Source organism: Aeromonas sp. R10-2, from assembly GCF_040908445.1.
Classification (GTDB): Bacteria; Pseudomonadota; Gammaproteobacteria; order Enterobacterales; family Aeromonadaceae; genus Aeromonas; species Aeromonas veronii.
The window spans coordinates 1-22671 of record NZ_JBFODS010000050.1 but is presented as its reverse complement, the minus strand read 5'-3'; the positions used below and the strand labels follow the sequence as shown (position 1 = coordinate 22671).

Sequence of the window (22671 nt, the reverse complement as noted above, 5' to 3'; positions counted from 1 at the left end):
GGTGTGTAAGCGCGGCGACGTGTTGAGCTAACCCATACTAATTACCCGTGAGGCTTAACCATACAACACCCAAGAAGTGTTCTAAGGCTTGTAGCAAATACGAACGAATTACTTACATCAGCTTTCTCAGATTGAAGAATTTGCCTGGCGGCCATAGCGCCGTGGAACCACCTGAACCCATGCCGAACTCAGAAGTGAAACGCGGTAGCGCCGATGGTAGTGTGGCATTCGCCATGCGAGAGTAGGACACTGCCAGGCACCCAATTTAAGAACCCCGCTCATCGAGCGGGGTTTTTTATTGCCTGCAATTCAGCACGTCGCCGGATATTAGACTTTCCCCTTCTTGTCATTCATTGATTACCCTTCTAAAGCCCTAAAAAGACCTCTTTTTCTGTTCGATATTTGCTCACCAGTTCAATGTGTTGGATACAAAAAGTACAGAATGTGATGCCTCTACCTTTCTTGTGATGCCTGCTCTGGTTTAATTCTTCAGTCCACATGAATGGACCAAGGAATCACAATAATTTAAGGAATAGACCCATGTTCAAAAGAACAGTAACGATGATGCTGGCGGCGGGAACCCTGGTATTAGGCGGTTGCGCATCCAATGGTGGTGCAGAGCAGGCGGGGGCAGACAACAGCGACTTCGGTGGCAAGTCCATCTACCTGCGCGGGGAGATGAACGACTGGATGGCGACTGATGAAAGCAAGGTAGTCAAGGTGGCCGACAAGCTCTATATGGCCAAAGGCACCCTCAAGAAAGAGTGGGCCCCCTACAAGTTCAAGTTTGCTGATTCAGGCTGGAGCTGCGGTACCAACTTTGGCTATAAGAGCCCGAGTGATGGTGTTGCCGTGTTGGGTGGTGAGGCGGTGCCGGTCAACCCATGCTCCAAGTATGAGGACATGAAGTTCTCACCAGATGCTGATGGCGTCTACGAGTTCTATCTGAATATGGCGGGTGAAACACCGACCGTTTACGTCAAGAAGCCCTGATCTATCTCTGAGTGTTAAATCTCTCAGCAAATTAATCAGTTAAGTGCCCTGGCCCAGAAATCTGCTGGCCGGGGCATTTTTTTAGGTTAGAATCGGCGCCCTTATGGCATCAGATGTACTATATGTTGTGCCATTAATTTTAGATGGCACCATTAGTTGTGTTTTATGCTGTTGTCATGATGTCGATGCATTCACATAAGGTTGATTGAAAATGGCTAAATCGAACCCGGTGCTGGAGAGTGAGCTTGGCTCCCGCCTTATCCCCATGCAGGAAACGTCCCTCGAGATCTGGGATAGCAAGTATCGCCTCAAGAGCAAGGATGGCACTCCCATCGACAGCTCTATCGATGAGACTTACCAGCGGGTAGCCCGTGCGCTGGCAGAGCAGGAGCTGGAACCGCAGGCCTGGTATGAGCCGTTCCTGTGGGCGCTGCGCAATGGGGCCATTCCGGCGGGCCGCATCACCTCCAACGCCGGGGCGTTTGAGCACAAGCCTGCGACTTCAACCATCAACTGTACTGTTTCCGGCACCATCGAAGATTCGATGGACGATATCCTCGGCAAGGTGCACGAGGCCGGTCTGACCCTGAAAGCCGGGTGCGGTATCGGCTATGACTTCTCGACCCTGCGCCCGCGCAGTGCCTTTGTCTCCGGTGCCGGTGCCTACACTTCCGGCCCGCTCTCCTTTATGGATATCTATGACAAGATGTGTTTCACCGTCTCGTCAGCCGGTGGCCGTCGTGGCGCCCAGATGGGCACCATGGATATCCGTCATCCCGATGTGATCGAGTTTATTCAGGCCAAGCGCGAAGATGGCCGTCTGCGCCAGTTCAACCTCTCTCTGCTCATCACCGAAGATTTCGTCAAGGCGGTGAAAGAGGATGCTCCCTGGTCGCTGATCTTCCCCTACACCGCCAAAGAGGTAGAGCAGGATGGCATTGCGCTGGACGATCCTGCTCAGGTGCTATGGGCCGACTGGCCCAACAAAGAGGGGGTTGTCTTTAACGAGCTGGGGCAGGTCGCCTGCAAGGTCTACAAGACCATGCCAGCCCGCAAGCTGTGGAATGTCATCATGACCTCCACCTATGACTATGCAGAGCCCGGCTTCATCCTGATCGACAAGGTCAACCAGATGAACAACAACTGGTTCTGTGAAGAGATCCGCGCGACCAACCCCTGTGGTGAGCAGCCGTTGCCGCCCTACGGTGCTTGTCTGCTGGGCTCGGTCAATCTGACCAAGTTTGTGCGCGACCCTTTTACTGAAAACGCGGCGTTCGATTGGCAGGCGTTTCGCAAGGTGGTGGCCATCTTTACTCGCATGCTCGACAACGTGGTGGAGATCAACCAACTGCCGCTGGCCAAACAGCGCGAGGAGATCACTGCCAAGCGCCGGCATGGCATGGGCTTCCTGGGGCTTGGTTCGACCCTCACCATGCTGCAGATCAAGTACGGCTCTGCGGCATCCGTGGCCTTTACCGAGCAGGTATCCCAGGAGCTGGCGATGACCGGCTGGCAGGAGTCCCTGCGTCTAGCCAAGGAGAAGGGCTCTGCCCCCATCATGGAGCAGGAGTTCGAAGTAACCGGCAAGATGCTGCGTCTGCGCCCGGAAATGGCGGCTGATGGCATCAAGGTGGGTGACAAGGTGAAGGGCAAGGTGCTGCATGCGCGTTATAGCCGCTATATGCAGCAGGTTGCCGAGGTAGATCCTGCGTTGGTCGCCGAGCTGGCGGAAGTGGGTGGGCGTTTCACCCACCACAGCAGTATTGCGCCGACCGGCACTATCTCCCTGTCACTGGCCAACAACGCCAGCAACGGCATCGAGCCGAGCTTTGCCCACCACTACAGCCGCAACGTCATCAAGCCGGGCAAGAAGAGCAAGGAGAGCGTGGATGTCTACTCCTTCGAGCTGCTGGCCTATCGCGAGCTGGTGAATCCGGCCGCCATGCCCTATGCCGATGATGAGGCGAGTCGTCTGCCGGACTACTTCATTACTGCTGATGACATCACCCCGGCGCAGCATGTGGACATTCAGGCGGCGGCCCAGCGCTGGATTGACTCATCCATCTCCAAGACTGCCAACGTGCCAACCGATTTCCCGTTCGAGCAGTTCAAGGACATCTACATGTATGCCTCGGACTCTGGCCTCAAGGGCTGCACCACCTTCCGCTTCAATCCGGAGGCCTTCCAGGGCGTGCTGGTGAAGGAGAAGGATCTGGAGAACACCCTGTACGATTTCACCCTGGAGGATGGCTCCGTCATCTCCGTCAAGGGGAACGAAGAGATCGAATACGATGGCGAGCTGCATACGGCCGCCAACCTCTACGACGCCTTGAAAGAAGGCTATTACGGTAAATTCTGAGAACGACATTATGGTCAAGAAGATCGACAAGAAAATCGTCGCCTACAAGGTGCGTACCAAGGATGAGCCACAAGAAGATCTCTCTGCGCAGGATGACGTGGTGCACATGCACGAAACCGTGCTGCGCCCGGAGCGACTGATGGGCACCACCTACAAGCTGAAGACGCCGGAGCATGTCTCCGAGCACTCACTGTTCATCACCATCAACGACATCATTCTCAACGAGGGCACGGTTCACGAAACTCGCCGTCCGTTCGAGATTTTCATCAACTCCAAGAGCCTGGAACACTACCAGTGGATCGTGGCGCTGACCCGCATCATCTCGGCGGTATTCCGCAAGGGTGGGGATGTCACCTTCCTGGTGGAGGAGCTGCGCTCGGTGTTTGATCCCAAAGGTGGCTACTGGAACAAGGGCAAGTATGTGCCATCGCTGATCGCCGAAATTGGCAACGTGATCGAGAGCCATCTCACCGAGATCGGCATGCTCAAGGCAACCGGGCTGGACGAGCATCAGCAGGCGTTTCTGGCCGAGAAGCAGGCCGAGCTGAAGGCGGCTCAGGACGCCGAAGAGCAACAGGCGGGCAGTGGTTTCCCGGCCAATGCGGCGCTCTGCTACAAGTGCCACACCAAGGCGCTGGTGCTGAAGGATGGCTGCATGACCTGCCTCAACTGTGGCGACTCCAAGTGCGGCTGACAGACATGCCCAAGTAGTTGAATGATAGAAAAAAGACCGGCCACAGTGCCGGTCTTTTTATTGCTGTTTTTATGCGCAATCAAATCAGGCGGCCAAGTGATTTGTTGCGCGATAGTAAAATCGGGCGTAGCGTTGAGGGTAATAAAACTGTCACGGCCGTGTGGTTTCAATGACATCTGAGATTCACACACGTGGCCCTTCAGTGCCAAGGAGGATGCTTATGGACAATACGGACCGAAAGCTGTTTATCCTGGATACCAACGTTCTGCTTCACGAACCCCTCGCTATCTACTCCTTCAAAGAGCACGACGTGCTCATCCCCATGACGGTGCTGGAAGAGCTCGATAACATCAAGGATCGCAACAAGGATGTCAGCCGCGACGCGCGGGTGGCTATTCGTGCGCTGGAAGATGTGTTCCGCGATGCAACCCCGGATCAGATCACCCAGGGCGTGCCGCTGGCTGGCGAAGCGAGCGGCAATATCTGCATCTTCAGCGATCACCATCTGCCGCAGGATGCCGAGGTGTTTACCGACAAGGAGGCCGACAACCGCATCATCAACGCGGCCCTCTATCTGCAAAAGCATGAGTTGAAGCGTCAGGTGGTGCTGGTCACCAAAGATATCAACATGCGCCTCAAGGCCAAGGGGGCCGGACTTGCTCACGTTGAAGATTATCGCAGCGACCAGTTGATCGATGATATCCGCCTGCTGGCCAAAGGCTTTCAGGTGGTGCCCGGCAGCTTCTGGGAGCGGGTTGGCGAGTGCGAGAGCGAGACCCATGGCCGCGACACCATCCATGTGATCGATGCCAATCTGCTGGAAGGGGTTCATGTAAACCAGTATCTGGTGGATGAAGAGAATTTCTTCGCCGCCCGGGTACTCAGCCACGATAGCAACAAGATCCGCATCAAGGATCTGGGCCGCGAGCGGCTGATGTCCCGCAAGGCGTGGGGGGTACATCCCAAGAACGTCTATCAGGGGATGGCGCTGGATGCACTGCTCGATCCGCACATCGATCTGGTGATCCTGACCGGCCCGGCGGGTTGCGGCAAGACCTTGCTGGCCATGGCTGCTGCGCTGGAGTTGGTGATTGAGAAGGGGATCTACGAGAAGGTGATCGTCACCCGGAATACCCCGGAAATTGCCGAGAGCATCGGCTTCCTGCCCGGCACCGAAGAGGAGAAGATGATGCCCTGGCTGGCGGCGGTGACCGACACCCTGGAGGTGCTGCACAAGCAGGACGAGAACATGAGCGGCTCGCTCAGCTACATCATGGAAAAGGCCAACATCCAGTTCAAATCGGTCAACTTCATGCGCGGGCGCAGCATCCAGAACACCTTCGTGCTGCTGGATGAGTGCCAGAACCTGACCGCGTCCCAGATCAAGACCATCATCACCCGCTGCGGCGAGGGTACCAAGATCGTCTGCTCCGGTAACCTGGCCCAGATCGACTCCAACTATCTGAGCCCTGTGACCTCGGGTCTCACCTACATCGTCGAGCGTTTCAAGGATTTTGACGGCAGTGCCAACATTTTCCTCAATGGCGTGGTGCGCAGCCGACTGGCTTCGTTCGCCGAGGAAAACCTCTGATTAAACTGAATATTTCCATATACAAAGGGAGGCCAATCGGCCTCCCTTTTTGATCCCGGCGCAGTCTTGGGTCAAGGGCTATTGACCCAGGTAGCGCAGCAGCCCCGGGTGGTCGCTGTTTTGCAGAATATCCGGCTTGCCTTGCAGGGCGATGCGCCCCTCGTCGACAAAGAGCACCTGATCGGCAATCAGCTGAGCATCTTCCGGATTGTGGGAGACCATCAGTACGGTAATGCCCTGTTCGCAGGCTAGCCTCGCCACTTCGGCCAGCATCTCCCGGCGCAGTGCGGGATCGAGGGCAGAGAAGGGCTCATCCAGCAGCAGTAGCGGTTTGCCGCGCACCAGCGCGCGAGCCAGCCCGACTCGCTGCTGCTGGCCGCCGGAGAGCTGCTCCGGCAGGCGGTTTAGCATCTCGCCAAGACCAACCCGCTCGGCTGCATCGATCACCTGTGCCCGTTGGGCGGCACTGAGGAGCAGGCCCGGGTGTAAGCCGATGGCGATATTGTCGAACACCGACAGATGGAGGAACAGGTTGTGATCCTGAAACAGGGTGGTGACTGGTCGCTCGGCGGGGCCCAGTGGCAGCAGATCTTCGCCATCGAAGCTGAGGCGGCCCGACTCCACCGGCACGAATCCGGCGATCATCCCGAGCAGGGTCGATTTACCTGCGCCGCTTGGGCCGATCAGTGCGGTGATCTCTCCCTTGGGCAGGGTCGCGCTGAAGCTGACGCGCCAGTCGGGGTAGCTGGTCACCAGCGTATCAATGTTCAGCATGTTTTCCTCCAAGACCCCGCTCCACCAGCCAGAACAGGGAGAAACAGAGCGTAAGCAGCAGCAGAGCGGTGGCGGCTGCCTCGGTCAATCGATAGCTGCCAAGCTGCTGGTAGAGCAGCCAGGGCAGGGTGGTGAGCTCCTGACTGCCAAACATGGCGATGGCGCCGAGATCCCCCAGCGAGAGGATCATCGACAGCGCCATCGCCAGTGCCAGCGGGCGGCGCAGCAGTGGCCACTCCACCAGCCGCAGGCGATGCAGGCCGCGTACCCCCAAACTGTCTGCCAGCCGGTCGTATTGGCGTACCACCAGCTGCATGGGGGCGGAGAGGGTGCGCATCACATAGGGCAGCGCCATCAGGGCGTTGACCAGTACCACCAGCCAGGGGCCGAGGGCGAACACGTCGGCAAAGGGCATAAACAGGATAAAGAGACCGGTGGAGAGCACCACAGCCGGCATCATCAGGATTATCAAGCCGCAGGCCTCCCACAGGGCGGCAGCCCGCCGCTGGCGGGTGCGTACCTTGAGGTGACGGCTGGTGAGCAGCAGGCCGCTGCCGAGCAGGGTCGCCAGCGTGCCTGCCGCCAGTGCAATCAGCAGCGACTGGCCGCTCGCCTGCCACAGTTTGGCGGAAGTGAGCGCCGTCAGCAGGCCGGGGTGGAGGCCGGCCACCACGATAGCCAGCAGCGGTGGCAGAAAGATGGTGAGCCCGATACAGAGCGAGAGGAGATCCACCACGGCCGCGCCCGGCTGATGGCGATCCGGCCGCAGGCAGGGGCGACGGGGTGTCACCCGACTAGCCGGGGGGCTCTGCAGCTTGTGCTGCAGGGCGAGCAGGGCGGCGGTCAGGATGAGCTGCACCAGCGCCAATCCGCCCGCGGTGGCGAGATCGAAGTCAAAGCGCAGCGCCTGATAGACAGCCACCTCCAGGGTGGTCGATTTCGGCCCGCCCCCCAGCGCCAGTACGGTGGTGAAGCTGGTGAAGCAGAGCATAAAGATGAGGCTGGCCAGCCCCGGCAATATGCCGCGAATAAGCGGCCACTCCAGCAGCCGGAAGATATGGGATGAGCGCATGCCGAGCTGGCTGGCGAGGCGCCAGCTCGATTCGGGGATGCTCTCTATGCTCTGCAGCATCAGGCGGGCCGCCAGCGGCATATTGAAGAAGACGTGGGCCAGCAGGATACCGAACAGGCCGTAGAGATAGTTGCCGGGATCCAGCCCCAGTGAGCGCAACAGTTGCGGCAGCCACCCCTGTTTGCCGTGTACCGCTACTATGCCGAAGATGGCGATGATGACCGGCAGCACCAGCGAGAGACCAAATAGCTTGATCAGCAGGGTTCGGCCAATAAAACGGCGCCGTGCCAGCGCGCGGGCCACCGGAATGGCCAGCCCCAGGCTTAGCAGGGTGGAGAGCAGTGCCTGCCCCAGACTGAAGCCCAGCACATGGCGCAGATAAGGATCTGCGAGCAGGGTGCGGGGGGCCAGTGAACCGGCCTGCCACAACAGGGCCATCAGCGGCCCGAGGGATAACAGCAGGATCAACAGGGTAGCTGCACTGCCCGGCAACCACCAGAGGGGACGAGCCTGTGGTTTCAGATAACGGCTCACTGGGTGACGGCTTGCAGCCACTCGCGGATCCACCCTTTGCGATTGGCGGCCACCTCATCGCTGCTGAAGGCGAGTGGCTTGGCTACGGTGATCATCTGCTCGAAGCCCTTGGGCAGCGGTGTGTCGATAACGGGATACATCCAGTTGCCGGTCGGGATTTCCTGCTGGAAGGCGGGGCTCACCATAAATTGCAGGAACTGGTCAGCCAGCTTCTCCTGTTTGGCACTCTTCAGCTTGGCAGCCACTTCTACTTGACGGTAGTGACCCTCTTCGAAGGCGGCGGCCTGATACTGGGGCTTGTTCTCGGCAATCAGGTGATAGGCCGGAGAGGTGGTGTAGGAGAGCACCATGTCCGCTTCGCCATCGAGGAACATGCCATAGGCCTCTGACCACCCCTTGGTGACGGTGACCGTCTTTTTGGCAAGCTCGGCCCAGGCGGCAGGCGCCTTGTCGCCGTAGACAGACTTCATCCACAGCATCAGCCCCTGCCCCGGGGTGGAGGTGCGGGGATCCTGATAGATCACCTTGAGGTCGGGGCGCTCTACCAGCTCTTTCAGGCTCTTGGGCGGCTGCTTGAGTTTGTCTTTGTCATAGACGAAGGCGAAGTAGCCGTAGTCGTAGGGGACGAAGGTGTCATCCTGCCAGCCACCCGGCACCTTGATGCCATCCAGCTTGGCGGGATGGGGGGCGAACAGGCCGCTCTGTTTGGCTTCGCTGATGAGGGCATCGTCAAGCCCCAGCACCAGATCGGCCTTGCTGTGGTTGCCCTCCAGCCGCAGCCGGTTGAGGATGGCGACCCCATCTTCGAGGGGAACCAGATTGAGGGTGCAGTCGCACTCTTTCTCGAAGGCCTGTTTGATCTTGGGCCCCGGACCCCACTCGGCAGTGAAGGAGCTGTAGGTGTAGACTGTGAGGGTGTTGGCGGCGAACACATTGGCCGACAGCAGGCCGGTGGTGACCAGCAGCAGGGTCTTCATGGGTGGCACTCCCTATTACTTGTTAATAACGAGGTGCCAGCGGGTGAGGGCGCAAAAAATGAGCGCCATGCCTCAAATTCCTCCGCCAGCATTATCTGGATCAGGTACACGGGTATAATCTCAGCGGTAAACCGCACCCCGTTTGAGAAACGAACCGCATTGTATTAACGTTCTTTTGGGTAGACCAGCACAATTGTGCAATACCCATGAGATGACGCCCACCCAACAGAGGATGTTCGCGTGCTTACCAATACCAAGGAAAGGCGTGCCTTTGCGCGCATGGTCATCAATGCTCCGGTCACCGTCTATCAGCAGCAGCTGGTGCTGGAGGGGATCTGCCGGGATCTCAGTGCCAACGGCATGGGGATTGCGGTCTCTGAACACCAGCTCGACATCAATCAGCCCATCCGGATCAGTCTTGCCACCAACAACAACCTGTTGCCTCCCTTTGAAGCCCATGCCCGTATTATCCGGGTGCTGGAGGAGGAGAGCGGGTTGCTGCTGGCGGTAGAGTTTCTGCCTCAGGGTTAATCCTCTCTCCCCATCGGCAGAGGGAGGGGATTAACCTTTCTCCTGAACCGGCTGCACACTCAACTGCTTGCTATCGACCAGCGTTTTGCTGGTCGATGCTATTTGGCCCGCAGGCAAGGTGGCGGGACCGGTAGGTTCGAGCAGCAGGTAGTTCTGCCCCTGCCAGTTGAGGGTCACATCCCCCGGCTTGGCGGGTAGGTCAACAGCCAGCAGGGCATGGCCGGGGACGAACACCATGGCCTGTTTCAGCTCGGGAAAGAGCTGGGCCAGCATGGCGGCCATCAGGGTTACCTTGCTGTCGCAATCACCCCGGTTCTGCTCCAGCACCTGACGGGGCGGGAGGAAGCCCTTGCCCTGCCTGCCGTTCAGGCTATCGAGCTGCTGATAGGGGATGCTCTGGATAAAGGTGAGCATGTGGGCCACGGTTTTCTGGCGCGCTTCCGTTTCGGTACTGCCCTGCTGTTTGAGTTGATCCGCCAGCGGAGCCAGCCCGCTGCGACTCTCCAGCGCGATGCGCACATGATCCTGCTTCACCGCCAGCTGCCCGTCCGGGGTGTTGAAGTACTGGAAGTAGTGTTTGGTCAGCCACGCCTGCTCCTCTTTGCTCCGCTTGGACTGCAGAAAGGCCATCGCCTCGCGCGCCTTGTCCTGATTGCGGCTTTTCAGATGCAGCTCCAGCGAGGGACGGGCGAGGGTGAACTGCACCTCGGGGTAGTTCTGGCGCACCTCCCGCAGCAACACTTGCAATACCTCCTCCTGCATTCTCGCCGGGCGATAGGCGATAAGGGGCGGCAATTTGCTCTGTTCGAGCCGGTAGGTGAGCTGTTGGGGTTTACCTTCGCTATCCTGCCAGCCGACGCTGATCTGGCCGAGGCTGTTGTTGAAGCTGGTTTGGCTGGCCCCCGCAGGCAGGGCAAGCAGCAGGGCACAGAGCAGAGGAATTGCCGTCGGTCTCTTCATCATCCTTTCCTGTGGCACGGGCCAGTTCCGGTGGCCCAAAGTGGGAAGCGTAGCGGACAGTAAAATAGGGAGCCGAAGCTCCCTGTTGATTCTACTCGTTTTTTTGCAACTGGCGCGTTAAATCCAGCTCGGCTGCTTCGCCTCAAAAGCGCTGATGGCGGCCTCGTGCTGCAGAGTCAGGCCGATGGCATCCAAGCCGTTGAGCAGACAGTAACGGCGGAATTCATCGATCTCGAAACCGAAGCAGAGGCTACCTGCACGTACCTGATTGTCTTCCAGATCCACCTCGATCTCGATGCCCGGTTTGGCGGCCACCAGCTGGAACAGGGCGTCGACCTCCTCCTCCTTCAGGCGTACCGGTACCATGCCGTTGTTGATGGCGTTGCCGTAGAAAATGTCGGCAAAGCTCGGGGCAATGATGGTCTTGAAGCCGTAGTCCGCCAGCGCCCAGGGGGCGTGCTCGCGACTCGATCCGCAGCCGAAGTTCTCCCGGGCCAGCAGAATGCTGGCACCGGCAAATTGCGGCTGGTTCAGTACGAACTCGGGGTTGGGCTGCTGGCCGGCATCGTCCAGAAAGCGCCAGTCGTGGAACAGGTGCTTGCCAAAACCGATGCGGTTTACCTTCTGCAAAAACTGTTTGGGAATGATGGCGTCGGTGTCGACGTTGGCGCTGTCGAGGGGGACGACGATCCCTTTATGCTGTTTGAATCCTGTCATCGAAATGTCCTCTTACAGTGCGCGAATGTCGGCGAAGCGGCCGGTGACGGCGGCGGCGGCGGCCATGGCCGGGCTGACCAGATGGGTGCGGCCGGCGCGGCCCTGACGCCCTTCGAAGTTGCGGTTGCTGGTGGAGGCGCAGCGCTCTCCCGGTTGCAGCCGGTCGTTGTTCATCGCCAGACACATGGAGCAGCCCGGCAGGCGCCACTCAAAACCGGCCTCGATGAAGATCTTGTCCAGCCCCTCGGCTTCGGCCTGCGCCTTCACCTGCTCGGAGCCCGGCACCACCAGCGCCTGCACGCCAGCGGCTACCTTGCGACCGCGAGCGATGGCGGCGGCCGCACGCAGATCCTCGATGCGGCTGTTGGTGCACGACCCGATAAACACCTTGTCGATGGCAACGTCTGAGAGCTTCTGGCCCGGTTGCAAGTCCATATAGGCGAGTGCCTTGCGGGCGGATTGCTGTTCCATCAGATCGCTGAAGGATTCCGGCGCCGGAATAGGCTCGTTGACGGCAATCACCTGGCCCGGGTTGGTCCCCCAGGTGACCTGCGGGGCGATATCGGCGGCATCGAGCACCACTTCGGCATCGAAACGGGCACCTTCATCGCTCTTGAGGCTCTGCCAGTAGGCGATGGCCTGCTCCAGCGCCTCGCCTTTGGGGGCGAACTCCTTGCCACGGATGTAGTCGATGGTGGTCTGGTCGGGGGCAATCATGCCCGCCTTGGCGCCCAGCTCGATGGCCATGTTGCAGACCGTCATCCGCCCTTCCATGGAGAGGCTCGCAATGGCATCGCCAGCGAACTCCACCACGTAGCCGGTACCACCGGCGTGGCCGACCTTGCCGATAATGGCCAGTACCACGTCCTTGGCACTGATGCCCTCGGCCAGCTTGCCGTTGACCGAAATGCGCATGGTCTTGGTGCGGCCCTGTTTCAGGGTCTGGGTGGCCATCACATGTTCCACTTCGGAAGTGCCGATGCCGAACGCCAGCGAGCCGAAGGCACCGTGGGTGGCGGTGTGGGAGTCGCCGCAGACGATGGTTGTGCCGGGCAAGGTGATGCCGAGCTCGGGGCCCATCACATGGACGATCCCCTGATATTTGTGGTTGAGATCGTAGAGGCGAACCCCGAACTCCTTGCAGTTGTCGGCCAACGTCTCCATCTGGATGCGGGCCATCTCGCCGGAGGCGGCGATGTCCTTGGTGGTGGTGGAGACGTTGTGATCCATGGTGGCCCAGGTCAGGTCTGGGCGGCGCAGCTGGCGGTTCATGGCGCGCAGGCCGTCAAATGCCTGCGGGCTGGTCACTTCATGTACCAGATGGCGGTCGATGTAGATGAGGGGGGTCTCCCCTTCCACTTCCCGTACCACGTGGGCGTCGAATACTTTCTGATAGAGGGTCTTGGCCATTGCTTCTCTCTTCCTTGTTCTCTGTTATGCGGCTCAGATCCGGGCGGCGATCTGGCTACCCATCTCGGACGTGCTCTGCACCGGATGGCGGGCGCTGGCCTGATGCAGGTCGGCGGTGAAGTAACCCTCGGCCAGGGTCTGGGCCACGGCCTGCTCAATGGCCTGGGCGGCAGCCTCCATCCCTAAGCTGTAACGCAGCATCAGGGCGGCGGAGAGGATCTGGGCGATGGGGTTGGCAATGCCCTTGCCGGCGATGTCCGGCGCCGAGCCACCGGCCGGTTCGAACAGGCCGAAACCCGATTCGTTGAGGCTGGCGGAGGGGAGCAGCCCCATGGAACCGGTGATCATGGCGCACTCGTCGGAGAGGATGTCACCAAACAGGTTGGAGCAGAGCAGCACATCGAACTGGGATGGATCCTTGATGAGCTGCATAGTGGCGTTGTCGATATACATATGGTTCAGTTCGACATCGGGATAATCCTTGGCAACTTGCGTCACCACCTCGCGCCACAGAATGGAAGAGGCGAGCACGTTGGCCTTGTCGATGGAGGTGACCTTGCCACGGCGCACACGCGCCGACTCAAAGGCAATCTTGGCGATGCGCTCAATCTCGAAGCGATGGTACACCTCTGTGTCGAACGCCTTCTCGTTCGCCCCTTCTCCCTCGCGCCCCTTGGGCTGGCCGAAGTAGATGCCGCCGGTCAGCTCGCGCACGCAGGCGATGTCGAAGCCGCGATCGGAGATGTCGGCACGCAGCGGGGAGAACTGTTCCAGACCGGTGTAGATGCGGGCCGGGCGCAGGTTGCAGAACAGTTTGAAGTGGGCACGCAGGGGCAGCAGGGCACCACGCTCAGGCTGATCGTTGGGCGGCAGATGTTCCCATTTCGGGCCACCGACCGAGCCAAACAGCACGGCATCGGCCGCTTCACAAGCCGCGATAGTGCTTTGCGGCAGCGGGGTACCGTGGTTGTCGATGGCGATGCCGCCCACGTCATGGTGATCATACTCGAAGGCGAGGCCGAATTTGGCCTGCACCTTCTCCAGCACCTTGACGGCTTCGGCCATCACTTCCGGGCCAATGCCGTCACCCGGCAATACTGCGATCCGATAACTGCTCATACACTCTCCATCCTGATATTGTCTTTGAGATCCCTCTGTCCGGTTTCCCCGACGCTGCGCGTGGTTACCGGTTCAGACGTTCCCCGTCCTGATGTTGTCATTCCATTCCGTCTGTTTGGTACCCAGTTCGGCTCAGACGGTTTCTGATTTGATGCTGTTATTGCGTTCCATCTGCTCGGCCACCTGATCGGCGCGCCAGATGCTGTTGATTACATGTAGCAGGGCGTGGGCCGAGGATTCGATGATGTCGGTGGCCAGCCCCATGCCGTGGAATTTGCGCCCCTTGTACTCGGCGACGATATCGACCTGACCGAGGGCATCTTCCCCTTCTCCCTTGCTCTTGAGGGCATATTTGTCGATGCGGATCTCATAGCCGGTGATGCGGTTGATGCACTGGTAGACCGCATCCACCGGGCCATTGCCGGTCGCCGCTTCGCAGATCAGATCCTGTCCCACCTTCAATTTGACCGAGGCGGTGGCCAGCACCGAGCTGCCGCTCTGGACCCCGAGGTACTCCAGCTTGAAGTGCTCCGGCTCTTCGTGGATCTGGCTGAAGAAGGCCAGCGCTTCGAGGTCGTAGTCGAATACCTGCCCCTTCTTGTCGGCCAGGGTCAGGAACTTGCCGTAGAGGTGGTCGAGGTCGTAGCTGCTCTCGGCATACCCCATGGACTCCATCCGGTGCTTGATGACGTGGCGGCCGGATCGGGAGGTCATGTTGAGGTTGTTCTGGGTCAGGCCGATGCTCTCGGGAGTGATGATTTCGTAGGTATTTTTCGCCTTGAGCACCCCATCCTGATGGATGCCGGAGCTATGGGAGAAAGCGTTGGCCCCGACGATCGCCTTGTTGGGCTGCACCGGCATGTTGCAGAGCTGGCTGACCAGCGTACTGGTGCGATGAATTTCGTTGTGGCGGATATTGGTTTGCACCCCGAGCAGGTCGGCGCGGGTTTTGAGGATCATCGCCACCTCTTCCAGCGAGCAGTTGCCCGCCCGTTCGCCGATGCCGTTGATGGTGCACTCGATCTGGCGGGCCCCCATCTGCACCGCGCCGATGGAGTTGGCCACCGAGAGCCCCAGATCGTCGTGGCAGTGGACCGAGATGATCGCCTTGTCGATGTTGGGTACCCGGTTGAACAGGGTGTGGATGATGCCGGAGAACTCGGTCGGTACCGTGTAGCCCACGGTATCGGGGATATTGATGGTGCGGGCCCCCGCCTTGATGGCGGCCTCCACCATGCGGCAGAGATTATCGATCGGCGTGCGGCCCGCATCCTCGCAGGAGAACTCCACATCATCGGTGTAGCGCAAGGCGTGCTTGATGGCGCTGACCCCCATCTCCAGCACATCTTCGAAGCTCTTTTTCAACTTGCTCTCCACATGGATGGAGGAGGTGGAGATAAAGGTGTGGATGCGAAACGCCTCGGCGATCCGCAAGGCTTCGCCGGCTGCGTCGATATCCTTGGGCAGGGCGCGGGCGAGGGCGCAGACCCGGCTGTTCTTGATGTGGCGGGCGATGGTTTGCACCGATTGAAAATCGCCGGGAGAAGAGACCGGGAAGCCCACCTCCATGACGTCGACACCGAGCCGCTCCAGTGCCTGGGCGATCTGCAGCTTCTCCTTGACTGTCAAACTGGCCGCCAGGGCCTGCTCACCATCACGCAAGGTGGTGTCGAATATGATGACCCGATCTGACATGTGACTTCCCTCTTCCTAAGTTCGGTAACGTGCATCCTGCGGCGGCATAAAAAAACCCGTGCAGGGTGCACGGGTTTTTGTAAATTCCGGCTATGCCTTAGCCCGGCTACAAGGATCCCGCGCGAGTTAACGCGATTAGGGAGATTAGTAGTAGCGGGGTGGCGATACGCATGACGTTGTTATTCCTTCCAGTCGATAACGCTTTTACCAATATCGAGATTTTTATGCTGTGTCAACACGGAAGGTCAGGGGCAATCTGCTGACGTATTTAATCGGATTGTAAAGGATTGCAAATTTCCTTGTCCCATATTCGGCCCATGACCGATTATCTGGTCATTCCTGCTGTGCTTTATTCTCTGCACAACCAGATCGGCTTATCAGCATTGGCTGAATTATCTGAGGTGTTAAATGGAAAAACGTAGACCTGGTCGTCCGGTCGGACGTTCTGACATTCGTGACAAGTTGCTTGCTGCCGCCCGTGAGCGTTTTCTCAATACTCCCTATAGCAAGGTGACTACACGCGAAATCGCGGAGCTTGCTGGCTCCAATCTGGCAATGATCCACTACTACTTCGGCAGTAAAGAGGGTCTTTACAAAGCGGTGCTGGGCGATGTCGCCGAGCCCCTCGATCATGCCTGGCAAGATGAACACAGCAATCACAGCCTCAACGAGCTGCTCAACACCTACTATCAGGTGATGGCGCCCAACAGCGAGCTGACCTCTGCCATCTCCAGCGCATTGTCGACCGAGAAGAGCCCGGGCCGGGATTTTGTGCTGAACCGCCTGCTGGAACGCCAGCTGCCGCAGTTCGATGCCCTGCTGGAAACCATGAAGTCCAACGGTGAGCTGGGTGACAACCTGGATCCCGACATGCTGAAGATCTCCTTCCTCAGCATGATGTGGCAGCCGTTCGTGATGAAAGATCTCTACGAGCAGGTGTTTGGCCTGAAAGTGGATGAGCACTTCATGGCCCGTCTGGCGGACCACAATTGCCGTCTGATGGAGACCGGTCTGCGCGGCAGCCACTGATTTTGCCGCAACATCGAGATTAAAAAGGGCCATTCGGCCCTTTTTTCATAAATCTGTTATCCCTTGTTCAACGTAACGTCATCCCGCTTTCTTACTCTGCAAGCAGAATTCAGGGAAGGAGGGGATATGAACAAGATCCAGCAATGGGACCTGCAGGTGTGCCGGGTCTGCCTGCTTCACGGCTACAACCGGCAGCAGGCGAGGGTGAGTCGTCTCATTTCCCGTACCGGTGATGGCCCGCTTTACGTCGTGCTGGCCGCCCTGCTCTGGTGGCAGGGGGAAGCAGAGCTGGAACTGGTGCGACTGGCGCTACTTGCCTTCGCCATCGAACTGCCCCTCTATCTGCTGCTGAAAAACAGCCTGAAACGGCAACGGCCGGTCGGCTTGCCGGTCTTTATCACTCCTTCCGATCGCTACAGCCTCCCTTCCGGCCACACCGCCGCCGCTTTTCTGATGGCCACCATTTTGGCCACCGGCTTTCCGCTCTGGGCGCCCCTGCTGTTTGGCTGGGCGGCGTTAGTGGGGGCATCCCGGTTGCTGCTCGGGGTGCACTACCTGAGCGATTTGGTGGCCGGTGCCCTGCTGGGGGGCGGTTGCGCCGTGCTGGCGCTCGGCTGGAGCCACTCATGAGGATACTGTTTGGGGTGCAAGGCACCGGCAACGGTCATATCAGTCGCAGTCGCACTCTGGCCCGGGCGTTGCGCACGGCAGGGGTCGAGGTGGATTATCTCTTTAGCGGCCGCCCCGCCGACCGTTACTTCGATATGGAAGAGTTTGGCGCCTACCGCGCCTTTCCCGGCCTCACTTTTGTCAGTCACGAGGGGCGAGTTTCTCCGTGGCGCACCCTGCAAGCCGCCTCGCCGCTCACCTTCTGGCGGGATCTGCGGTCTCTCGATTGCAGCGAATACGATCTGGTGGTGAGCGATTTTGAGCCGTTGACCGCCCATGCCGCCCGCCGCTATGGCAAGCCGAGCCTCACCGTCAGCCATCAGGCCAGCTTCAACTGGCCCATTCCGCGCTGGGGGGAGGATGGGGTCAGCCGTCAGCTGATGCGCCACTTTGCTCCTGTGGATCAGCCGCTCGGGCTGCACTGGTTTCACTTTGGTCACCCCTTGCTGCCACCGGTGATCGACCCCATCGCCGCCGCGCCGGATAATGGCGAGATCTTGGTCTATCTGCCGTTCGAGCAGACCGAGGCGATCGCTGCCCTGTTGTCGCGCTTTGGCCAGCAGCGCTTCGTCTGCTTTCACCCCGCCATTCGCACCCCGAGCCAATGGCGCAATCTGCGCTTCGAGCCGCCGTCGCGACACGGGTTTATCGCCGTGCTGGCCGGTTGTCGCGGCGTCATCTCCAACGCGGGCTTCGAGCTGGCTTCCGAGGCGCTCACTCTCGGCAAGAAGCTGCTGGTCAAACCCCTCGGCGGCCAGTTCGAGCAGCTGACCAACGGCAAGACCCTCGAGATGATGGGGCTGGCGACCCTGATGGATGTGCTCGATGCCAATCTGGTGCGTACCTGGCTCGACAGCGCCTCGCCAGGGGCGGTTTGCTACCCCGATGTGGCGGGGGAGCTGGCCCGCTGGCTGGCGGCGGGCGCTGACGAGAGCGTGGCCTCTCTGTCGCGGCGGCTCTGGGCTCGCACCCTGTTTCCGGAGGAGGTGAGTGATCGCCTGAGCGAGCTGGATGGGGGCGACTGTTTATCCAGTTGCTGGTTATCGCAAGTGAGCGTTGTTGACTAGACTGAAAGGCGATCCCACCAAGGAGAGGACGGAGCAAATGCGCTTTACCAATGAAAACGGCGAAGTCATGAACCTAGCTGACAATCTCACCCTGCACGAGTTGCTCGATATGGGTGTCAGCATTTCGGTCAGTGAAGAGACCGATCCGGATCAGCAGATCTGGTTGGCGGAGCCGGATCAGGAGAACTGAGTCATCATTCGGCATCAAGCCCATCGCTGAGCGGTGGGCTTTTTTGTGGCTGTTTTTCCCCTCTGCGGAATGATCCGCTGGCCATTCTCCGACTTCCTTCCCTTTTGTCTCATGGCCGCTGCGGCAAGTCATTGAATGTTAATAGCCGGTTGAAATGTATGACTGTTCTGGTCAGATAAAGCCGTGGACAAGCGTTATGAAGCGGGTTAAGTTGGTTTTTCACCCTATTTTCGGGTGAATGACGGAAAAATCCTTTTTTTCTACTGTCGACGGGGCTGAATTGGACCGATCTGCATTCAGATAACAACAAGAAACGGATCGGGCTGTGCCGGGAAGCACGGCATCGTCGGCGGGATTCGCTAAACGGAGCAAAGCCTGGAGGGCTTTATCATGGAGATGTTATCAGGCGCCCAGATGGTGGTTAGAGCGCTGGAAGATCAGGGAGTTGAGCACGTCTTCGGCTACCCTGGTGGCTCAGTGCTCGACATCTATGACGCTCTCTTCGAAAACGGCAAGATGGAGCATGTCTTGGTGCGGCACGAGCAAGCCGCGGTTCACATGGCTGACGGTTACGCCCGTTCCACCGGCAAGGTGGGGACAGTGCTGGTAACGTCAGGCCCGGGAGCGACCAACTGCATTACCGGTATTGCCACCGCCTATATGGATTCCATTCCGCTGGTGATCCTCTCCGGCCAGGTGCCGACCAGCATGATCGGTGAGGATGCGTTCCAGGAGACCGACATGATCGGTATCTCCCGCCCGGTGGTGAAGCACAGTTTCCTGTGCAAGAAGGCGAGCGATATTCCCGAGGCCATCAAGAAGGCCTACTACATTGCCGCCAGCGGCCGCCCGGGGCCGGTGGTGGTGGATCTGCCCAAAGATGTGCAGAACCCGAAAGAAAAATTCCCCTACCAGTATCCCGAGACGGTCTCCCTGCGCTCCTACAACCCGACCAAGTCTGGCCATAAAGGGCAGATCAAGCGGGCAGCCAAGCTGCTGGTGGATGCCCAGCGCCCGGTGATGTACGTGGGCGGCGGCGCCATCAACGCCAATGCGGATCATCTGGTGACCAAGCTGGCGGAGCTGCTGAATCTGCCGGTGACCACCACCCTGATGGGGCTGGGGGCCTTCTCCGGTGTCCATCCGCAATTTATCGGCATGCTGGGGATGCACGGCACCTTCGAAGCCAACAAAACCATGCACAACGCGGATCTCATCTTCGCCGTCGGTGCCCGCTTCGATGACCGCGTCACCAACAACGTGGCCAAGTTCTGCCCCAATGCGACCGTTGTTCATATCGATATCGACCCCACCTCCATCTCCAAAACGGTGCAGGCCCATGTGCCCATCGTCGGCTCGGTGGAAACCGTGCTGGAGCAGATGCTGGAAGTGATCCGCGAGTGTGGCTTCGATAACGACAAGGAGGCGCTGGCGGACTGGTGGAGCCAGATCAACCAGTGGCGCTCCCGTCACTGTCTGGCCTACGAAAAGTCGGCTACCCAGATCAAGCCGCAACAGGTTATCGAGACCCTCTACAAGGTAACTCAGGGTCAGGCGTTCGTTGCCTCCGACGTGGGCCAGCACCAGATGTTTGCTGCCCTCTACTACCCGTTTGCCAAACCGCGCCAGTGGATCAACTCAGGGGGCCTCGGCACCATGGGCTTCGGCATTCCGGCCGCCATGGGGGCCCAGTTTGCCAATCCGGATGCGGTGGTCTGCTGCGTCACCGGCGATGGCTCGGTGCAGATGAACATTCAGGAGCTCTCGACCTGCATGCAATACGGGGTGCCCATCAAGATCATCTCCATCAACAACCGTGCGCTGGGCATGGTCAAGCAGTGGCAGAAGATGTTCTACGGCGGCCGTCACAGCCACTCCTACATGGAGTCCCTGCCGGACTTCGTCAAACTGGCGGAAGCCTATGGCCATGTCGGCATCGCGGTGAGTGATCCGGCGGAGCTGGAGAGCGCCATGGAGAAGGCCTTCGCCATGAAGGATCGGCTGGTGTTTATGGATATCTCGGTCGACCCTGATGAGCACGTCTATCCGATGCAGATCAAGTTTGGTGCCATGGATGAGATGTGGCTGAGCAAGACGGAGAGAACCTGATGAGACATATAATTTCCGTTCTGCTGGAGAACGAATCCGGCGCCCTGAGCCGCGTGGTGGGCCTCTTCTCCCAGCGCGGCTACAACATCGAGACCCTGACGGTGGCGCCCACTGAGGATCCCACCCTGTCACGCATGACCATAGTCACCATGGGTGACGAGCGGGTACTGGAACAGATCCAGAAGCAGCTGCACAAGCTGGTGGATGTGCTTAAGGTGTGCGACTTGAGCGAAGGGGAGCATATCGAGCGGGAGATCGCGCTGGTCAAGGCGCGCGCCGCCGGTGGAGCCCGTGACGAGCTGAAACGGCTGGCGGATATCTTCCGTGGCCAGATTGTCGACGTCACCCCCGAGCAGTACACGGTACAGCTGGTGGGCACCAGCGAGAAGCTGGATGCCTTTATCAAGACTGCCGCCCAGACCAACGAGATCATCGAAGTGGTGCGCTCCGGCGTCTGCGGTATCTCCCGGGCGGACAAGGCACTGCGGCCCTGATGGCTGGCGGGGCAGCTGATGATGTGTCAGCTGCCGCAGAGTGAAAGGAAAGAGGGCTCTGCGGAGCCCTCTTTGTTTGGTTTTGCTTTACGAGGATAGGGGTGATGTTCGGTATTCATGATCTTGCACTGTTTATGGTCTCGGGGCTGCTGCTCAATATCATGCCGGGGCCCGACTCCCTGCTGGTTATGCTGCGCAGCGGCTCGCAAGGGTGGCGTGCCGGTTCGGTCGCGACGTTGGGCATCGGCACAGGTGTCATGGTGCATGTGCTGGCTGCGGCCCTCGGTCTGTCGGCCCTGCTCAGTGCCTCGGCCGAGTTGTTTGCCCTTATCAAGCTGGCTGGCGCCATCTACCTCATCTATCTGGGGTTCTCCCTGCTGTGCCAGCAAGCAACGGGTTCCATGGAGAGAGGGATCACCTTGCCCGCCCTCTCCTATAGCCAGATTTACCGGCAGGGTGTGCTGACCAATGTGCTCAACCCCAAAGTCGCGCTCTTTTTCCTCGCCTTCGTGCCCCAGTTCATCACACCGGATGCCCCCGACAAGGCGTTCGCCTTTATCCTGCTCGGCTGCATCTTCAATCTGGGCGGTATCATCTGGTGTCACCTGCTGGTCTTTACCACCGTCTATGCCAGCCACAAGGTACGCTTGTCACAGCGTCTCGGTCGCTGGCTCAACCGGGGCATCGGTACCCTGTTTGTCGGACTCGGGATCAAGCTGGCTTTTTCAAGCCGCTAACTGGCGGCCCTTCAGCGCCAACCTGCAACAGAAGAGTTTTGACGACGCCCTGGATGACTAGCTCGATTACGTTGAATCACAAGGCTGGGGCTTCTATGGCGGGGGAGACGTGACGGGCAACGAAATAGAAGGGGTTCTCTGCCAATATGATGGCGGCTCTCTGACCGAGTCAGACCGTGAGCTGGTCGCCTACCAGCTAGCCATCCAACCCTGGGTCACTGCGCACCACCTCGCCCCGCTGAGCGACCTCTGGTACGGCCCCTGGGAGGAATAAGTGATCGATCCGTCCACCCAGATGTCATCAGGCTCCGATCAAAAGGAAACGCCCATGAGCGATGAGGAGATCTACTTTCCAAACGAGGTGATAGGGCTGCAATTTGTGCAAGGTCTTTCATTGCTGGCAGCCTGGCGCTGCTACCGTGGCCTGAGCCAGGCAGAGTTGGCTGAGCGGGTGGGGGTTTCGCTGGGTGAGCTGGTGGTCATGGAGCAACCGGAGTACCCGTTCACCCACCAGCAAGTCACCCGGCTGGTTAGCATCCTCAACATTCAGGTCGGGCATCTGGTCGACTAGGTGGCAGCGTGAATGGCTTGCTGGGGGGTTCAATGCGTCATCAGCCGTCTGCGATCCCTTGCCAATCTTGCTGCAGATGTTCACCATGTTTGGGGCGTTATTTGTCCCCCCTTTTGGGGAAGCGACCAAGTGGGTGGGCCAGCTAGTCGCCACAACCTCCCTCTGATAATCTGCCGTGGCCACGGTAGCCAACTATCCCGTTTTCATCTGGAGTTTTCATGTCACTGACCAAGAGTAAAACCTCGGCCAAGCGCAAAACGGCCGAGCCACGCCACGAGAGTCCAGCCCTTGCCTATTTTCATCGCCAGTGGCAGGCCATCGAAAAGCTGCAGGCCAAGCTGGCCAAACAGGAGCAAGAGGGGGCGGATATCTATCAGCG

Annotated in this window: 21 protein-coding genes, 1 rRNA gene, 1 pseudogene and 1 riboswitch; of the genes and pseudogenes, 15 read left to right on the top strand and 8 right to left on the bottom strand. The window is 59.2% G+C overall.

What is annotated here, in order from left to right; all coding sequences use genetic code 11:
- Window positions 1–143 precede the first annotated feature (143 nt).
- The 5 genes from rrf to AB5Y97_RS11320 all read left to right on the top strand — a co-directional run bounded on the left by rrf (window position 144) and on the right by AB5Y97_RS11320 (window position 5637).
- A 5S ribosomal RNA gene (rrf, locus tag AB5Y97_RS11340) occupies window positions 144–258 on the top strand.
- A 282-nt stretch (window positions 259–540) separates the two neighbouring features.
- On the top strand, window positions 541–993 hold the full coding sequence (locus tag AB5Y97_RS11335; RefSeq protein ID WP_005349109.1) for a pullulanase: 453 nt from the start codon (window positions 541–543) through the stop codon (window positions 991–993).
- A gap of 211 nt (window positions 994–1204) precedes the next feature.
- Window positions 1205–3352, top strand: a complete 2148-nt coding sequence (locus AB5Y97_RS11330; protein ID WP_368157920.1) for an adenosylcobalamin-dependent ribonucleoside-diphosphate reductase — start codon at window positions 1205–1207, stop codon at window positions 3350–3352.
- 10 nt (window positions 3353–3362) lie between these two features.
- A complete protein-coding gene (locus tag AB5Y97_RS11325) occupies window positions 3363–4046 on the top strand; it encodes an NrdJb (protein ID WP_257691649.1) in 684 nt (227 codons plus the stop codon).
- 220 nt (window positions 4047–4266) lie between these two features.
- The gene (locus AB5Y97_RS11320) at window positions 4267–5637 is read left to right on the top strand and encodes a PhoH family protein (RefSeq protein WP_101531620.1); all 1371 of its coding nucleotides are present in this window, start codon (window positions 4267–4269) and stop codon (window positions 5635–5637) included.
- A 78-nt stretch (window positions 5638–5715) separates the two neighbouring features.
- Here AB5Y97_RS11320 and thiQ read toward each other — a convergent pair whose 3' ends face one another.
- The 3 genes from thiQ to thiB are packed head-to-tail and all read right to left on the bottom strand — an operon-like array spanning window position 5716 to window position 8994.
- The gene (gene thiQ / locus AB5Y97_RS11315) at window positions 5716–6411 is read right to left on the bottom strand and encodes a thiamine ABC transporter ATP-binding protein (protein WP_368157918.1); all 696 of its coding nucleotides are present in this window, start codon (window positions 6409–6411) and stop codon (window positions 5716–5718) included.
- Complete coding sequence (gene thiP, locus AB5Y97_RS11310) at window positions 6398–8017, bottom strand: thiamine/thiamine pyrophosphate ABC transporter permease (RefSeq protein WP_368157917.1); 1620 nt, start codon at window positions 8015–8017, stop codon at window positions 6398–6400. The genes thiQ and thiP overlap by 14 nt, the downstream gene beginning before the upstream one ends.
- A complete protein-coding gene (gene thiB / locus AB5Y97_RS11305) occupies window positions 8014–8994 on the bottom strand; it encodes a thiamine ABC transporter substrate binding subunit (protein ID WP_279503523.1) in 981 nt (326 codons plus the stop codon). Before thiB ends, thiP begins: the two co-directional genes overlap by 4 nt.
- Window positions 8995–9054: 60 nt before the next feature.
- Window positions 9055–9145: riboswitch (TPP riboswitch) on the bottom strand.
- Between the two features lie 89 nt (window positions 9146–9234).
- Between thiB and AB5Y97_RS11300 the strand changes: the two genes are divergently transcribed.
- Window positions 9235–9525, top strand: a complete 291-nt coding sequence (locus tag AB5Y97_RS11300) for a PilZ domain-containing protein (protein ID WP_005339160.1) — start codon at window positions 9235–9237, stop codon at window positions 9523–9525.
- Window positions 9526–9555: 30 nt separating this feature from the next.
- Here AB5Y97_RS11300 and AB5Y97_RS11295 read toward each other — a convergent pair whose 3' ends face one another.
- From AB5Y97_RS11295 to leuA, 5 genes are all read right to left on the bottom strand, one after another.
- Window positions 9556–10485 (bottom strand): transglutaminase domain-containing protein, encoded by a 930-nt coding sequence (locus tag AB5Y97_RS11295; RefSeq protein WP_201938497.1) that lies wholly within the window; start codon window positions 10483–10485, stop codon window positions 9556–9558.
- 117 nt (window positions 10486–10602) lie between these two features.
- Complete coding sequence (gene leuD, locus AB5Y97_RS11290; protein ID WP_129504700.1) at window positions 10603–11202, bottom strand: 3-isopropylmalate dehydratase small subunit; 600 nt, start codon at window positions 11200–11202, stop codon at window positions 10603–10605.
- A 12-nt stretch (window positions 11203–11214) separates the two neighbouring features.
- Window positions 11215–12612, bottom strand: coding sequence for a 3-isopropylmalate dehydratase large subunit (gene leuC / locus AB5Y97_RS11285; protein ID WP_368157914.1), 1398 nt, complete (start codon window positions 12610–12612; stop codon window positions 11215–11217).
- Window positions 12613–12645: 33 nt separating this feature from the next.
- Entirely contained in the window at window positions 12646–13731 is a 1086-nt protein-coding gene (gene leuB, locus AB5Y97_RS11280) for a 3-isopropylmalate dehydrogenase (protein WP_368157912.1), read from the bottom strand.
- Window positions 13732–13863: 132 nt separating this feature from the next.
- Window positions 13864–15426, bottom strand: a complete 1563-nt coding sequence (gene leuA / locus AB5Y97_RS11275; protein WP_368157910.1) for a 2-isopropylmalate synthase — start codon at window positions 15424–15426, stop codon at window positions 13864–13866.
- Window positions 15427–15834: 408 nt separating this feature from the next.
- Here leuA and AB5Y97_RS11270 point away from each other — a divergent pair, with 408 nt between their 5' ends.
- The 9 genes and pseudogenes from AB5Y97_RS11270 to AB5Y97_RS11230 all read left to right on the top strand — a co-directional run bounded on the left by AB5Y97_RS11270 (window position 15835) and on the right by AB5Y97_RS11230 (window position 22292).
- Window positions 15835–16455, top strand: a complete 621-nt coding sequence (locus AB5Y97_RS11270) for a TetR/AcrR family transcriptional regulator (RefSeq protein WP_005349170.1) — start codon at window positions 15835–15837, stop codon at window positions 16453–16455.
- A 126-nt stretch (window positions 16456–16581) separates the two neighbouring features.
- Window positions 16582–17085, top strand: a complete 504-nt coding sequence (locus tag AB5Y97_RS11265; protein WP_368157908.1) for a phosphatase PAP2 family protein — start codon at window positions 16582–16584, stop codon at window positions 17083–17085.
- Entirely contained in the window at window positions 17082–18191 is a 1110-nt protein-coding gene (locus AB5Y97_RS11260; RefSeq protein ID WP_005349173.1) for an MJ1255/VC2487 family glycosyltransferase, read from the top strand. The genes AB5Y97_RS11265 and AB5Y97_RS11260 overlap by 4 nt, the downstream gene beginning before the upstream one ends.
- Window positions 18192–18228: 37 nt before the next feature.
- Window positions 18229–18381, top strand: a complete 153-nt coding sequence (locus AB5Y97_RS11255; protein WP_005339147.1) for a hypothetical protein — start codon at window positions 18229–18231, stop codon at window positions 18379–18381.
- A gap of 390 nt (window positions 18382–18771) precedes the next feature.
- Window positions 18772–20490 (top strand): acetolactate synthase 3 large subunit, encoded by a 1719-nt coding sequence (locus tag AB5Y97_RS11250; protein ID WP_043823044.1) that lies wholly within the window; start codon window positions 18772–18774, stop codon window positions 20488–20490.
- Window positions 20490–20984 (top strand): acetolactate synthase small subunit, encoded by a 495-nt coding sequence (ilvN, locus tag AB5Y97_RS11245; RefSeq protein ID WP_005311605.1) that lies wholly within the window; start codon window positions 20490–20492, stop codon window positions 20982–20984. The genes AB5Y97_RS11250 and ilvN overlap by 1 nt, the downstream gene beginning before the upstream one ends.
- A 104-nt stretch (window positions 20985–21088) precedes the next feature.
- A complete protein-coding gene (locus tag AB5Y97_RS11240; RefSeq protein WP_368157906.1) occupies window positions 21089–21721 on the top strand; it encodes a LysE family translocator in 633 nt (210 codons plus the stop codon).
- 76 nt (window positions 21722–21797) lie between these two features.
- A pseudogene (locus AB5Y97_RS11235) lies at window positions 21798–21995 on the top strand (50S ribosome-binding protein YggL); the annotation flags it as partial.
- Window positions 21996–22049: 54 nt separating this feature from the next.
- Window positions 22050–22292, top strand: a complete 243-nt coding sequence (locus tag AB5Y97_RS11230) for a helix-turn-helix domain-containing protein (RefSeq protein ID WP_368157904.1) — start codon at window positions 22050–22052, stop codon at window positions 22290–22292.
- The last annotated feature ends 379 nt before the right edge of the window (window positions 22293–22671 follow it).

What these genes read in the sequence shown, in the direction of transcription:
- AB5Y97_RS11330 (WP_368157920.1), top strand. Translation starts at nt 1,205, where the DNA reads ATGGCTAAATCGAACCCGGTGCTGGAGAGTGAGCTTGGCTCCCGCCTT.
- leuA (WP_368157910.1), bottom strand. Translation starts at nt 15,426, where the DNA reads ATGTCAGATCGGGTCATCATATTCGACACCACCTTGCGTGATGGTGAG.
- AB5Y97_RS11325 (WP_257691649.1), top strand. Translation starts at nt 3,363, where the DNA reads ATGGTCAAGAAGATCGACAAGAAAATCGTCGCCTACAAGGTGCGTACC.
- leuD (WP_129504700.1), bottom strand. Translation starts at nt 11,202, where the DNA reads ATGACAGGATTCAAACAGCATAAAGGGATCGTCGTCCCCCTCGACAGC.
- AB5Y97_RS11270 (WP_005349170.1), top strand. Translation starts at nt 15,835, where the DNA reads ATGGAAAAACGTAGACCTGGTCGTCCGGTCGGACGTTCTGACATTCGT.
- thiQ (WP_368157918.1), bottom strand. Translation starts at nt 6,411, where the DNA reads ATGCTGAACATTGATACGCTGGTGACCAGCTACCCCGACTGGCGCGTC.
- AB5Y97_RS11295 (WP_201938497.1), bottom strand. Translation starts at nt 10,485, where the DNA reads ATGAAGAGACCGACGGCAATTCCTCTGCTCTGTGCCCTGCTGCTTGCC.
- ilvN (WP_005311605.1), top strand. Translation starts at nt 20,490, where the DNA reads ATGAGACATATAATTTCCGTTCTGCTGGAGAACGAATCCGGCGCCCTG.
- AB5Y97_RS11335 (WP_005349109.1), top strand. Translation starts at nt 541, where the DNA reads ATGTTCAAAAGAACAGTAACGATGATGCTGGCGGCGGGAACCCTGGTA.
- leuB (WP_368157912.1), bottom strand. Translation starts at nt 13,731, where the DNA reads ATGAGCAGTTATCGGATCGCAGTATTGCCGGGTGACGGCATTGGCCCG.
- leuC (WP_368157914.1), bottom strand. Translation starts at nt 12,612, where the DNA reads ATGGCCAAGACCCTCTATCAGAAAGTATTCGACGCCCACGTGGTACGG.
- AB5Y97_RS11250 (WP_043823044.1), top strand. Translation starts at nt 18,772, where the DNA reads ATGGAGATGTTATCAGGCGCCCAGATGGTGGTTAGAGCGCTGGAAGAT.
- thiB (WP_279503523.1), bottom strand. Translation starts at nt 8,994, where the DNA reads ATGAAGACCCTGCTGCTGGTCACCACCGGCCTGCTGTCGGCCAATGTG.
- AB5Y97_RS11260 (WP_005349173.1), top strand. Translation starts at nt 17,082, where the DNA reads ATGAGGATACTGTTTGGGGTGCAAGGCACCGGCAACGGTCATATCAGT.
- AB5Y97_RS11255 (WP_005339147.1), top strand. Translation starts at nt 18,229, where the DNA reads ATGCGCTTTACCAATGAAAACGGCGAAGTCATGAACCTAGCTGACAAT.
- AB5Y97_RS11320 (WP_101531620.1), top strand. Translation starts at nt 4,267, where the DNA reads ATGGACAATACGGACCGAAAGCTGTTTATCCTGGATACCAACGTTCTG.
- AB5Y97_RS11230 (WP_368157904.1), top strand. Translation starts at nt 22,050, where the DNA reads ATGAGCGATGAGGAGATCTACTTTCCAAACGAGGTGATAGGGCTGCAA.
- AB5Y97_RS11240 (WP_368157906.1), top strand. Translation starts at nt 21,089, where the DNA reads ATGTTCGGTATTCATGATCTTGCACTGTTTATGGTCTCGGGGCTGCTG.
- AB5Y97_RS11265 (WP_368157908.1), top strand. Translation starts at nt 16,582, where the DNA reads ATGAACAAGATCCAGCAATGGGACCTGCAGGTGTGCCGGGTCTGCCTG.